Raw genomic sequence first — 13,754 nt, 5'->3', positions numbered from 1 at the left:
AATTTATAGAGGTAGACAATGGAACATAATATCAATAAACACATTTCGGGCCGCTTTAATGAAGAGCTTGAAAATGTGCGTAACCATGTATTAAACATGGGTGGTTTAGTTGAACAACAACTAAACAGTGCACTGGATGCTGTTAGCAATGGTGATGCAGATCTTGCACAGAAAGTTCGTGAAAACGACTATAAAGTAAATGCAATGGAAGTGAACATCGACGAAGAATGTACACGCATTATTGCTCGTCGTCAGCCGGCAGCGAGTGACTTACGTCTTGTCATTGCCATTGCAAAAACAATTGCCGATTTAGAGCGTATTGGTGATGAAGCTGAGCGTATTGCTAAAGTTGCGCTAGACTCATTCACTAAAGATCAGCAAGACTTACTGGTAAACATTGAAAACATGGGGCGTCTAGTATCAAAAATGCTTCATGATGTACTTGATGCATTTGCACGTATGGATGTGCAATGTGCGTTTGAAGTACATAAAGAAGACGCTAAAGTTGATCGTGAATACGAAGCAATTACCCGTCAAATTATGACATATATGATGGAAGATCCACGCTCAATCCCGAAAATTATGGATTTAGTGTGGTCAGTACGTTCATTAGAGCGTATTGGCGATCGCTGCCAAAATATTGCTGAATACATCATCTATTTTGTTAACGGTAAAGATATTCGTCATACATCTCAAGCAGATATAGAAAAGTCGCTGTAATTAAGCCGCTACTTTTCATTACTAAATCGAGCGGCCCTAGGGCCGCTTTGTGTTTTATTGCTGATGTAAGGCAGAAAAAGCGTTCACAATCGAACACAATGCTGTAAAATTCGCAGCTGCCAAAGCATACTAATTTATAAAGGGTCAGTTATGCCTACAAATGCATTTTTAGGGGTTTTTGCTAAATCACCTATTAAGCCTATGGAAGATCACATTAAGAAAGTACATCAAGCAAGTAAAGCATTGATCCCTTTCTTTAATCACGTGTTTAAAGAAGAATGGCAAGAAGCGGAAGAAATCCGTTTAAACATTCGTAATTTAGAGCGTGAAGCTGATGAAATGAAACGTAACATCCGCCTTCAACTACCTCGTGGCTTATTTATGCCAGTTGAGCGTACCGATTTGCTAGAGCTTGTTACTCAACAAGACAAAATTGCTAACAAAGCAAAAGATATCGCAGGTCGTGTAGTTGGTCGTGAGATGATCATACCTACCGAAATCCAAACAGATTTCCTTGCTTATGTAACTCGTTGTGTTGATGCGACTAAACAAGCGTCAAAAGCAATCAATGAGCTAGATGAGCTGCTTGAAACGGGCTTCAAAGGTCGCGAAGTGACTTTAGTTGAAAAAATGCTCGTTGAATTGGACGCTATTGAACAAGACACGGATGACATGCAGATCAAAATTCGCCGTCAATTGCGCGCCATCGAAAATGAACTTAACCCAGTCGACGTGATGTTTTTATACAAGATCATTGAGTGGGTGGGCGAGCTTGCAGATATTGCAGAGCGCGTAGGTTCTCGTCTTGAGCTGATGTTAGCTCGTTAATTAAAAATCAGTTCAAACACGAAAAAAATTAAAGGTTCACACAATGGATATCATTGCAAATTACGGCACGTTATTGGTTTTAACTGCCGCCGCAGTCGGTTTCTTTATGGCTTATGGTATTGGTGCAAATGACGTTGCCAATGCAATGGGTACATCAGTAGGCTCAAAAGCACTTACAATTAAACAAGCAATCATCATCGCGATGGTGTTTGAATTCGCTGGCGCATACCTTGCCGGTGGTGAGGTTACATCTACAATCCGTAAAGGGATTATCGATGCCACGCCATTTATGGACATACCTGAGTTAATGATACTCGGTATGATTGCCGCATTATTCGCTGCAGGTAGCTGGTTATTAATTGCCTCTTTCTTAGGCTGGCCAGTATCTACGACTCACTCAATCATTGGTGCCATCATTGGTTTCGCATTGGTTGCAGTAGGTAGTGAAGCAATCCAATGGAACAAGGTAATGGGTATCGTAGGTAGCTGGATTGTTACCCCTGCTATCTCTGGTTTTATTGCTTATTTGATTTTCATGAGTGCGCAAAAGCTAATTTTTGACACTGATGCACCACTTAAAAATGCTAAGCGTTACGTGCCTATCTATATGGGTCTAGCGGGCTTCATCATGTCACTTGTAACAATCAAGAAAGGCTTGAAGCATATCGGTATTAACTTAGGTGCTGTTGAAGGTTATGCGCTTTCTATCGCGATTGCTGTTGTAGTTGCTATCATCGGTAAGATTGCGATTGCTCGCCTTAAAATCGATCCTAAAGCTGATAAGAAAATGCAGTTCAACAACGTTGAGAAAGTGTTCGCAGTACTTATGGTACTAACAGCATGTTGTATGGCATTCGCACACGGTTCAAACGACGTTGCTAACGCGATTGGTCCATTAGCTGCTGTTGTAAACATTGTTGAGCACAACGGTGAAATCGCTAAGAAAGCGGCTATCGCATGGTGGATTTTACCACTAGGTGGTTTAGGTATTGTTGCTGGTCTTGCTATCTTAGGTAAGAAGGTAATTAAGACCATCGGTGAAGGTATCACCCACTTAACACCAAGCCGTGGTTTTGCTGCTGAACTTGCTGCTGCTTCAACAGTTGTTATCGCATCAGGTACTGGTTTACCTATTTCTACTACGCAAACACTTGTAGGTGCGGTACTAGGTGTTGGTATGGCACGCGGTATTGCGGCTCTTAACATGGGTGTTGTAAGAAACATTGTAGTTTCTTGGGTAATTACATTGCCAGTTGGCGCAGCCCTTGCTATTGTTATTTTCTATGTACTGAGAACTGCCTTCGGGGTATAAAAAGTACTAAAAGACTTTTAGCTTGAAAAGATCTCAATGCCTTAGGTATTGGGGTCTTTTTATTTGCAGGTAGAGAATGAATAACTTACCAAGTATTAAACAACTACAGTATTTATTAGCAGTCCACCAACATCAACACTTTGGCCGCGCAGCAAGCGCCTGTTTTATTGGTCAATCAACCTTAAGTAGTGCAATTCAAAACTTAGAAGAAACCTTAGGTTGCCAGCTTATTGAGCGCGAAAATCGCAGCCTAATGTTTACCGCAATTGGTGAAGAGGTTGTCGAAAAAGCACGTAAGATTATTGACGACACCCTTAGCCTTAAAGAGCTGACAAAGAGTTTTTTAACGCCTTTGAGCGGCACACTCACGCTTGGTGTTATCCCGACGATTGCCAGCTTTATTGCTGCGCCTTTATATCATTTCTGCAAACAGACCTTTACCGAGTTAGAGTTAGTCTTGGTTGAAGACACCAGTGACAAGCTACTCGATAAACTTGAGCATGGCCAAATTGATATGGCATTGCTCGCGTTACCGTATGACACTGAAAAGTTTCATACACAAGTACTTGCTAAAGATCACTTCAGCCTAGTGCATCATAAAGATTATACTCCCGCAGATGGTGTGGAAGATTTTAATCTTTTACCGGATGCGAGTGTGTTCTTACTAGAACGTGAGCACTGCATGACTGGCCATGCACTAAGTGCTTGCCACTTGAATCGCTCAAGTTGTATTAACCCATTTGAAGCGGCAAGCTTACATACGCTATTAAGTATGGTTGAACACCAGCTTGGTGTTACTTTTTTACCACAAATGGCTATCAATGCAGGCATTTTAGATAAAAAAGAGATGGTCGCAACACCATCGCAAAATGATGCATACCGAGATATTGGTATCGTGTGGCGTAAAACCACGGGCCGGATCAGAGACTTTAGGCTATTTAGCCAGCAGCTAGAGCTGTTTCTCAATAAGCAATGTAGCTTAGACGGTCAATGAACAAAAAACCCCAAATAAAAATATTTGGGGTTTTTTATTATTTAAGCAAACTATTTTTTTCCTTCCCTCGACTAACATAATAACAAAACCATTAAAGGCAGATCAGATGACGAGGCTAGTTTGTTTTTTCAATCACTTGAAACACTAATTGCTAAAGCGCAACAGGGTAATAAACGGGCGTGGTTGAAATTAGTCAAGCAGCACGAAACACAGGTATATAACTATTGCCTAAGGATGTTAAGTCACCCTGATGATGCAATGGATTTAATGCAAGAAGTGTTTATTTCTGTTTATAAAAGCTTACCGAGCTTTCGTGGTGAATCGAGTTTCAATACTTGGCTCTATCAAATTGTGCACCGGCGCAGTGTTGAATATTATCGTCGTCGTAAGCTGCATCAAGGTTTAGATGGTATACCTGAAGAAAGCTGCGAGCATAGTGAGTTAGAAACCAATCAACTGCAATCTGAGCAGCATCATGAACTCAAAGCAATGATGAACAATTTACCCTGGGAGCAACGCTTGGTGGTGGAGTTAAAGTTTTTTCAGCACTGTACATTTGAAGAAATCGCTGAGCAATTAGGTATTTCGACCAATACAGCTAAATCAAGACTATACAGTGCTCTAGGCAAGTTAAAAGTGCATTTGGAGGCCGTAGATGGCTAATTTAGATTCATTATTTACCGCATGGTTAGAGGGCGAAAGCCTCACTGAAGAGCAAATTGCGTTGCTACAAGCCAATGCTGAGTATGCATCAATGATGAACAATGCAATGCAGTGGCAACAACAAAGTCAACATTATGAAACGGTACCCGTACCAAATTGGGATCGAGAGTCTACGATGCCCAAAGTACAAAAACAAAGTCTGTTTTTTGGTGCTGGGGTGTGGGCAGTGGCTGCGTCAATAGTATTTTGCGCGTGGGTTTTTGTTAGTAATCCGCAGCAAGGAAACCAGCAGTTACTAGAGCAAGTGGCTAAGCAAACTAATTTATTAGAGTCACAACAAAAGCAAATTGATCAGTTACAAAATATCATTACTGCGCAAAACGAAGTGCAGCAACAGCAGATGTACCAACTGGCCAAAGAAGCGATTAAAACCGGGCGAGTAGAGCGCCAAGAAGATATTGCCAGCGTGCTGGCTTATATCAAAACACAGCGTGCCCAAGACCAAGCATACTTACGTATGCAGTTAAATGATTTAGCAGAGCAAGTGGAAGGCGGACCATTGCCAACCGTTGCCAACAATTTGGAGTATTAAGATGTCAAAATACAAATTAACTACGGCTGCATTATTGCTTTGCGCAGCAGTAAGTGTGCAAGCACAAGCAAATGATGAATTGGATAAAATTCAGCGTGAAGTCGGGATTATGGAAAAGATTCTCTCAGCGGCGTTAAAACAAGATACTGATAACAAGGTAAGGAATGTCTCTTCGAGTTATTTGCAGCATCAAGGCGTGGTGTTTAGTTTTGATGTACGAGGCAGTTCACGCTGGTCTACAGTGTTTGCCTCTGTGCCCGATGCGCCGTTGCCACCAATGCCTGATATTGATTTTGAAGAACTCACTGAAATAGAAGTACTAGGCGAGCATGTGCAAGTGATCAGCGATGCGGTGGTAGTGAAAACGCAAGAAGCCTACCAACAAGCTATGGAAGTGATGCGCGAAAGTGCAGAGCGAGTACGTGAAGTGGCTGAGCAAGAGCGCGATGTAAGCCGTGAAATTCGTGATCTTGAACGTGAAAAGCGCGACCTTGAATTTGATCGTCGTCACGATAAAGATGCCAAAGAGCAAGAGCTCGAAAAACGTAAACAAGCATTACAAGCATCGATTAAAGAGCTTGAAAAGCAACAGCTAAAGTTATCACAAAAGCAGCAGCAAATGCGCAAAGAGTTAGCTGAGAAAAAACAAGCCCGCGTAAAAGAGCAAAAGCAACAGCTAGCAGCCCTAGCACAGCAAGTAGATAAAAGCTTATCTCTGACTCTATGTGATTATGGTAGCGGTTTAAGAAGCCTGCCTAACGATGAACATGTGAGCTTTATCATCCGTGGTGTTAGCGAAGGTAAAACTGAACAAGTAAAAGTGTTTAAAAAGTCTGACATTAAAAAGTGTGTGGTTGGCGATATAAAAGCTGCGCAATTACTCGAAAAAGCATCAACTTATAGTTTTTAAATTCTCCCAACTAAAAAAGCAGCCTAAAGAGGCTGCTTTTCATTCATTGAAAATGGTTTTAAGTCGGGTAAAAACAACAAGTAAACCCACACGACTAAGTTAAAGTAAGGTACTAAACCTAACCCTGTAAAGGTTTTTACCGGATACCCTTTTAAGCTCGCATTACGGTAACATTGATACGCTATCCCTAGATTTACAATCAGCAACAAAACGATTAGTTGTGTCATCACTTTTCTCCATTATACCGCCAATACATGGACTTAACGATGTTAAGTTATGCTTAGTATGTTTAATATAATAAGTAATGTCATGTTTATTATAGATAATCACCATAAAAACACGACATTTAACCTTGCTGTGGATTTAAGTATAGATGAGTATTGTCAGTATGGAAGCAAAATTTCTTAGAAAAAATGTTTAAAAATGTATCAAGCTTTGCTCTAAATAGGCTAGATAATTGTTAGTTAAACAGATTATTTTCAGATATTTTTTTAAGTTCAGCCGTTATTTTTTCAACAGGCATCGGGCGAGCAATGAAGTAACCTTGCCCATAATCTACGCCGATATCTTTTAGCGCTAAAAATATCTCTTGATTTTCAACATATTCAGCAACAGAGCGTTTATCAAGGGAACGGCTAATATCATTAATTGCTTTTACCAGCGCTAAATCGATTGGGTCGTTCAGCATGTCGCGAACAAATGAACCATCAATTTTTACATGTTGAGCCGGTAATTGTTTAAGGTAGTTGAAGGTACTAAAGCCTGTACCAAAGTCATCAATTGAGAAGTGACACCCTAAGCCGTTCAAACGCTCGATCATGGCACGGGTTGCAACGAGGTTATTAATACTCGCAGACTCTGTGATCTCAAAAATGATACGTGTTGGTTCAACAGCATATTCTTTTAAGCTCGACTCTATATGAGGCAGTAAGCGTTCATCTAAAAACGACTGTGCTGATAAGTTAATTGCTATTTGATTGAGCTCCGGGTACTCGGCAACACTCTTAATTGCATTACGAATAACACATTGATCCATTAAAAATGTATCGTTTAGAAGTTCAAGAGCTGGGATAAATTGATTTGGGTAAACAATTTCATCGTTTAATTTTAAGCGTAATAGCGCTTCAAAATAGGCAACATGGCCGCGCTTAAAGTCCCAAATAGGCTGATAGTGAAGTTCGATAGCATCGTGCTGTAATGCCTGACGAATACTGTGCCCCCACTCTAAACCCGCTTGTAAGCTATTGTGGCTGGAGTCTTCTTTAGAGTAGCAATGAACGAGGTTACGTCCTAAGCTTTTTGCTACATAAAGAGCGATATCAGCTTGTTTTAAGCATTCACTTGGATCGTTATTTTGCTCAGTGATTTGTGTTAAACCAATTGAACAGCTAATTGAGTACTCTTGGCCTTCTGAATGAAAACGGTGTTTTTCAATCGCCATGCAAATGCTTTCTGCAACCAAGTGTGCATCGAGTAGGTTCGTATTTTTTAAGATCACGGCGAATTCATCACCACCGATGCGGCACACTAAGTGCTCATCACTGATATTCGCTGTAAATAACTGAGCAACTTCTTTTAGAACGATGTCGCCTTGTTGGTGACCTTTACTGTCGTTGATGATTTTAAAGTGATCTAAGTCGATATAAATCAGCGCATGCTCGGTATCGTTACTGGTGTACTTGGCCTTACAAATACGTTGTAATTGTTGGTCAAAGTAATAACGGTTATGCAGCTCTGTGAGCGTATCGTGCAAGGCTAAATGACGAAGTTGTAGCTCTGCCTGTTTACGCTCATGAATGTTATCGATAGTGGCGGTAATAGTCGCTGAGTTTTGGCTATTTTTTATTAGTTGTAAGCGACATTCAACCCAAATGGCATTACCATTTTTATGTTTTAGCTGGATCTCGACCTGTTGCTGTTGCTCACCACCAAGCAAAATACGCTGAATGGTATCTTGTAGCTTTGTTTTGCACTCCGGTAAGCAAAAGTCTGTTAGTGACTTTGCTAAACTAGATTTAATGCCATAGCCCGTTAAATGCTCCCAAGCTGGGTTAATAAAGCGAATATTACCCTCTTGGTTAAACTCAAGTACCACCGTATTTAGGTGTAATAAAATACGTTGGTGGGCAGAAAACAGCTCTTTATAACGGCTTTGACTTTGGCTTAGTTGTTCTACTTTTTGTGCAAACTCTGCGTAGCTCACCATGAAATCTTCACGACGAGCAGCGTGGTCACACACTTTGCTTAATAAAGAGTGATCGTAAGGGGCGCGAATAAAATCAGTAACGCCAGAAAGTAACAACTGCTCCGCGTAATCTGCATCATTGTTATCAATGATGGTTACAATCGCCTGTTTTGGGTTGTGTTGTAATATTTCGCTAATTAACCCAGCTGCGGTATCAGAATGAGACTCGGTGGCGTCAATCAATACAATGGCAAATTTTTGTTGTAAAAAAGTAGCTAGCGTCGCTTTTGTAGACGTGGTGTGAGTAATAGCAAAACTGAGTTTAAGCTGCTCGCTAATATCTTTTGCTTTGCGACTATCGGTTTCAAGTAGCAATAAATTGAGGCGGCTACTTTTTTCAAGATGGGTTGATAACACGTTGGCTAACATTTGCGGCAGCATATCTTGGCGTTCAAATGGCAATACGGCATCAATGCCATAGCTGCGAGCCGTGGTTTCGGCTATACGTTCACAATAAATTGGTGGAGTAAGTAAAATAGGTGTGTTTTTTGGTGTTTTTAATAACCCTGAACGGATCATGCGCGAAAAACGCCAACCATCAATCTTACCAACCTCAAGACCGGTAATGATAATATCCACTGGGTGGCTTTTAAGAATTTTTAGCGCATCTTGAGAGTCACTGGCTTCGATAAACGTGAAGACATTAAGTTTGTTTAATGTGGTCTTAATTGTTTCACGCTCAGCAACGCTTGCGTTTAAAATTAGCAGTTTCAACTGCTTTGCCATGGCGCTACTACCTCTTACCTAACCCATGTTTATTGAATAGGCTAGAATAATGACATTTTGCCTAATCTACAAGCAAACTTTACCTAAAAGCGGTTAATAAGCACTTAAGTGTGTAAACCTGTAAACGGCCATTCACTTGGTCTAGGGCTTTGCTTGAGGTAGTAGGCGTATCAGAGTAAACTTGGCGCGTTTTTATTAATGAGAGATATGCTCTATGCGCGTAGCTGATTTTAGCTTTGACCTTCCTGATGAATTAATTGCTCGTTTTCCGAAAGCAGATCGAACTAGCAGTCGTTTACTGACGCTTGATGGCCCATCAGGGCAAGTTGAGCATAAAGTATTTAGTGATATTTTATCGCTCGTTAATGAAAATGACTTATTAGTTTTTAATAACACCAAAGTGATCCCTGCTCGCATGTTTGGGCAAAAAGAATCAGGCGGTAAGCTTGAGGTGTTAGTAGAGCGTGTACTTGACGAACACCGTGTGCTTGCGCATGTACGAGCTAGTAAATCGCCAAAACCAGGCTCAAAAATCATTCTAGAAGGTAAAGCAGAAGCAACCATGGTTGCGCGTCATGGCGAGCTTTTTGAGCTTGAATTTGCCAAAGACGAAAATGTACTCGATATCCTAAACGACATCGGTCATATGCCATTACCACCTTATATTGACCGCCCTGATAATGAGTCAGATCGTGAGCGTTATCAAACTGTTTATGGTGAAAAGCCAGGTGCCGTAGCCGCGCCAACAGCTGGCCTGCATTTTGATGATAAATTAATGGCAGCCTTAAAAGACAAGGGCATTAACATGGCCTTTGTGACCTTGCACGTGGGCGCGGGCACATTCCAGCCTGTGCGCGTTGACTCAGTTGATGAGCATGTTATGCACTCAGAGTACATCGAAGTACCAGATGAAGTGGTTAAAGCGGTAGCCGAAACGAAAGCAAAAGGTGGTCGTGTAATCGCTGTAGGGACTACATCAGTCCGCTCATTAGAGTCAGCAGCTAAAGTGCACGGCGGCAAACTAGATACTTACTTTGGCGATACCGATATCTTTATTTATCCGGGTTATCAGTTCAATGTGGTTGATGCCATGGTGACAAACTTCCATTTACCTGAATCAACCTTAATCATGTTAGTAAGTGCCTTTGCAGGCCAAGAGAACATAATGGGTGCTTACCATACGGCTATTGAGCAGAAGTATCGCTTCTTTAGTTATGGTGATGCGATGTTCTTAACGCGCAAATAACGTTAAAAAGCCCAGTTTTTGAACTGGGCTTTTTATTTTCGAATTTAGCTCAATTAATAGTAATAAACCTGCAAACAGGGTAGAATCGAGCGGTTAAATTATAGCTTGTTGGACTGTTTTTCCGACACTGAGGATAATATGAAATTTGAATTAGACCGCACTGACGGTAAAGCGCGCCGCGGCCGCTTGATTTTTGAACGTGGTGTTGTAGAAACGCCAGCATTTATGCCGGTAGGTACTTACGGTACTGTAAAAGGTATGACGCCTGACGAAGTGAAAGATACTGGTGCACAAATTTGCCTAGGTAACACTTTCCACTTAATGCTGCGTCCTGGTACAGAAATCATTAAGCAGCACGGTGACTTACACGACTTTATGAATTGGGATCGTCCAATCCTAACTGATTCAGGCGGTTTCCAAGTATTCAGCTTAGGCGCAATGCGTAAAATCACAGAAGAAGGCGTGATGTTCAGCTCACCAGTTAATGGTGAAAAAATCATGCTTTCGCCAGAAAAAGCGATGCAAGTTCAGCGTGATCTAGGCTCTGACATCGTAATGATTTTTGACGAATGTACGCCATACCCAGCGACAGAAAAAGAAGCGAAAGACTCTATGGAGTTATCACTTCGTTGGGCTAAACGCTCAAAAGAAGGTCATGGTGATAACCCAGCTGCGCTGTTTGGTATTATCCAAGGTGGTATGTACCCTGAGCTTCGTGCACAATCGCAAAAAGGCCTAGAAGAAATTGGCTTTGATGGTTATGCATTAGGTGGTTTATCGGTTGGTGAGCCGAAAAACGAGATGATCAACATTCTTGACCACTGTGCTTACAAAATGCCTGAAGACAAGCCTCGTTACTTAATGGGCGTTGGTAAACCAGAAGACTTAGTTGAAGCGGTTCGCCGTGGTATCGATATGTTTGACTGTGTAATGCCTACGCGTAACGCACGTAACGGTCATTTATTCGTAACTGGCGGCATTGTTAAAATCCGTAATGCAGTACATAAAACAGACACCGGTCCATTGGATCCTGAGTGTGATTGTCATACGTGTAAAAACTATTCACGTGCATACTTGCATCATCTTGATAAATGTAATGAAATCTTAGGCGCACGTCTAAACACGATTCACAACTTACGTTATTATCAACGCGTGATGGAAGGCTTACGTAATGCCATCAGTAATGGCAAACTAGACGAATTTGTTGCAGATTTTTATGCACGCCGCGGCCAAGAAGTGCCAGAGCTTGCAGATACATCAGATTAAATTTTTAGAAAAATTAAAGAGGAAGTGAAATGAGTTTATTCATCTCAAACGCCCACGCAAGTGCGGCAGGTGCAGCACCAGCAGGTGGTGGCATGGAAATGCTAATCATGTTGGGTATTTTCGGTCTGGTATTTTATTTCTTAATCTACCGTCCACAAGCTAAGCGTGTAAAAGAGCATAAAGCCCTAATGAGCGCAATGGCGAAAGGCGACGAAGTACTAACGCAAGGTGGTTTAGTAGGTAAGATTGCTAAAATCGCTGATGACAAAGACTTCATCGTGATTTCATTAAACGACCAAGCAGAAGTAACAGTACAAAAATCAGCTGTTTCTGCAGTATTGCCAAAAGGCACTATGAAGTCGCTATAACAATAAAAATAAGGACTCACACGTGTTAAACAAGTTTCCATTATGGAAGTATTTACTTGTTCTTGTAGTGTTAGTCGTTGGTATTTTATATGCCTCTCCTAATTTGTATGGCCGAGACCCGGCCATACAAGTATCGGGCACTAAAGGTACTGATGCTGACCTCAGCGTACTCGATAAAGTAAATGCGACTCTCAAAGAACATAACGTTACTGTTAAATCAAGCAAACTTGAAGATGGACAAATCCTCGTTCGTTTTAAGAATGTTGAAGACCAACTAAAAGCGCAAGATCTACTGCGTGATTCCCTTAGTGAAGATTATATCTCTGCAATCAATATGGCGCCTGCTCAACCAGAGTGGTTAAAGTCACTGGGTGGTAACCCAATGAAACTAGGCCTAGATTTAAGCGGTGGTGTTCACTTTACTATGGAAATCGACATGGCGACGGCGGTTGATACTCAGCTTGAGCAAATGGAACAAGATTTCAAAAGTGACTTACGTGAAGAAAAACTACGTTATCGCACTATTCGCCGTGTAGCGAACAGCGAGCGATTACGTGTTGAAATGCGTAACGAAGAAGATAAAGACGCAGCTGAGCGTTTCTTATCAACTCGTTACCCATTAAACGTTTACGTTGATGATAGCAGCAGCGACAATGCTTTTTATGCCAGCATGAGCGAGCAAAAGCTAAAAGAAATTCGTGACTACGCTATCAAGCAAAACGAAACGATTATCCGTAACCGTATTAACCAAATCGGTGTTGCAGAGCCTAACGTACAGCGTCAAGGTGCTGAGCGTATCATCGTGCAACTTCCGGGTGTACAAGATACAGCGCGTGCTAAAGAGATTCTGGGTGCAACAGCAACTCTAGAATTCCGCGAAGTTGACGAAAACGCAGATGCAAGTGCAGCGCTTCAAGGCCGTTTACCGCCTGGTACAGAAATGATCATGGCGCGTGAAGGTTACCCAGTGGTTCTAAAGCAGCGCATCATTCTTGAAGGTAGCCACATCACTGGCGCGCAATCAGGTATGGATGAGTATCAACGTCCACAAGTTAGTATTACGCTAGATAGCAAAGGTGGCGCAAAAATGAATGCGTTCACTAAGCGTGCTATCGGTAAACGCATGGCTACAGTATTTATCGAATACAAGCCATCAGGTAAAACAGATGAAAACGGTAAAGCACTTCCGCCAATTAAAGTTGAAGAAGTGATTAACGTGGCGACCATTCAAGCGCGTCTTGACCGTTCATTCCGTATTACAGGTATCGATAACCCAGCTGAAGCACATAACCTTAGCCTATTACTTCGTGCTGGTGCACTGGTTGCGCCAATTCAAATCGTTGAAGAGCGCACGGTAGGTCCAAGCCTAGGTCAAGAGAACATCGAAGCGGGTATGACTGCCGTTGTGCTTGGTTTCGTGTTTGTACTGGTATTTATGCTTATTTACTACAAAGGTTTCGGCATGGTGGCGAATATCGCTCTGGGTGCCAACCTAGTATTAATTGTTGGTGTGATGTCGCTTATTCCGGGTGCTGCGTTAACGTTACCGGGTATTGCAGGTATCGTATTAACCGTAGGTATGGCGGTTGATGCCAATGTACTTATCTTCGAACGTATTCGTGAAGAACTTGCTGATGGCCGTAGTCCACAACAAGCCGTTCATTTTGGTTACGACAGCGCGTTTAGCACCATTTTAGATGCTAACATCACAACGCTTATCGCAGCAGTGATTCTATTTGCAGTGGGTACAGGTCCTATTGCTGGTTTCGCAGTAACGCTAGCGATTGGTATTATCACCTCTATGTTTACAGCCATTGTTGGTACCCGTGCGGTAATCAACTTGTTCATTGGCGGTAAGCGTATTGATAAGTTGTCGATTTAGGA

At 41.8% G+C, this 13,754-nt stretch carries 13 protein-coding genes; 11 read left to right on the top strand and 2 right to left on the bottom strand.

All coding sequences use genetic code 11. The features are described from left to right. Positions 1–18 precede the first annotated feature (18 nt). The 7 genes from phoU to L1266_RS14540 all read left to right on the top strand — a co-directional run bounded on the left by phoU (position 19) and on the right by L1266_RS14540 (position 6,019). On the top strand, positions 19–720 hold the full coding sequence (gene phoU / locus L1266_RS14570) for a phosphate signaling complex protein PhoU (RefSeq protein ID WP_138616855.1): 702 nt from the start codon (positions 19–21) through the stop codon (positions 718–720). A gap of 150 nt (positions 721–870) precedes the next feature. Next, positions 871–1,548: a TIGR00153 family protein gene (locus L1266_RS14565; protein ID WP_054552477.1), complete on the top strand. Its 678-nt coding sequence runs from the start codon at positions 871–873 to the stop codon at positions 1,546–1,548. Between the two features lie 43 nt (positions 1,549–1,591). Continuing rightward, on the top strand, positions 1,592–2,860 hold the full coding sequence (locus L1266_RS14560) for an inorganic phosphate transporter (RefSeq protein WP_054552478.1): 1,269 nt from the start codon (positions 1,592–1,594) through the stop codon (positions 2,858–2,860). A 76-nt stretch (positions 2,861–2,936) separates the two neighbouring features. Continuing rightward, positions 2,937–3,854 (top strand): hydrogen peroxide-inducible genes activator, encoded by a 918-nt coding sequence (locus L1266_RS14555; RefSeq protein ID WP_054552479.1) that lies wholly within the window; start codon positions 2,937–2,939, stop codon positions 3,852–3,854. 120 nt (positions 3,855–3,974) lie between these two features. Continuing rightward, positions 3,975–4,517: an RNA polymerase sigma factor gene (locus tag L1266_RS14550; protein ID WP_063528174.1), complete on the top strand. Its 543-nt coding sequence runs from the start codon at positions 3,975–3,977 to the stop codon at positions 4,515–4,517. After that, positions 4,510–5,109: a hypothetical protein gene (locus L1266_RS14545; RefSeq protein WP_138600189.1), complete on the top strand. Its 600-nt coding sequence runs from the start codon at positions 4,510–4,512 to the stop codon at positions 5,107–5,109. The genes L1266_RS14550 and L1266_RS14545 overlap by 8 nt, the downstream gene beginning before the upstream one ends. A gap of 1 nt (position 5,110) precedes the next feature. After that, complete coding sequence (locus L1266_RS14540; RefSeq protein WP_235377777.1) at positions 5,111–6,019, top strand: hypothetical protein; 909 nt, start codon at positions 5,111–5,113, stop codon at positions 6,017–6,019. A gap of 23 nt (positions 6,020–6,042) precedes the next feature. Here the strand turns inward: L1266_RS14540 and L1266_RS14535 are convergent, their stop codons facing one another. Then, a complete protein-coding gene (locus L1266_RS14535; RefSeq protein WP_054552483.1) occupies positions 6,043–6,246 on the bottom strand; it encodes a hypothetical protein in 204 nt (67 codons plus the stop codon). A 233-nt stretch (positions 6,247–6,479) separates the two neighbouring features. Next, entirely contained in the window at positions 6,480–8,990 is a 2,511-nt protein-coding gene (locus L1266_RS14530; RefSeq protein ID WP_054552484.1) for a two-component system response regulator, read from the bottom strand. 214 nt (positions 8,991–9,204) lie between these two features. On the opposite strand from L1266_RS14530, the gene queA reads away from it, so the two are divergent. From queA to secD, 4 genes are all read left to right on the top strand, one after another. Further along, complete coding sequence (gene queA / locus L1266_RS14525) at positions 9,205–10,236, top strand: tRNA preQ1(34) S-adenosylmethionine ribosyltransferase-isomerase QueA (RefSeq protein WP_054552485.1); 1,032 nt, start codon at positions 9,205–9,207, stop codon at positions 10,234–10,236. Positions 10,237–10,374: 138 nt separating this feature from the next. Further along, complete coding sequence (gene tgt, locus L1266_RS14520; RefSeq protein WP_058583935.1) at positions 10,375–11,502, top strand: tRNA guanosine(34) transglycosylase Tgt; 1,128 nt, start codon at positions 10,375–10,377, stop codon at positions 11,500–11,502. A gap of 29 nt (positions 11,503–11,531) precedes the next feature. Then, on the top strand, positions 11,532–11,870 hold the full coding sequence (gene yajC / locus L1266_RS14515; protein ID WP_036973302.1) for a preprotein translocase subunit YajC: 339 nt from the start codon (positions 11,532–11,534) through the stop codon (positions 11,868–11,870). A 22-nt stretch (positions 11,871–11,892) separates the two neighbouring features. Beyond that, entirely contained in the window at positions 11,893–13,752 is a 1,860-nt protein-coding gene (secD, locus tag L1266_RS14510; RefSeq protein ID WP_166339885.1) for a protein translocase subunit SecD, read from the top strand. Positions 13,753–13,754 lie beyond the last annotated feature (2 nt).

The organism is Pseudoalteromonas sp. Cn5-37 (genome assembly GCF_021532495.1).
Taxonomy (GTDB): Bacteria; Pseudomonadota; Gammaproteobacteria; order Enterobacterales; family Alteromonadaceae; genus Pseudoalteromonas; species Pseudoalteromonas simplex.
The sequence above is the reverse complement of the archived record's forward strand: the minus strand, read 5'-3'. Positions and strand labels throughout refer to the sequence as shown.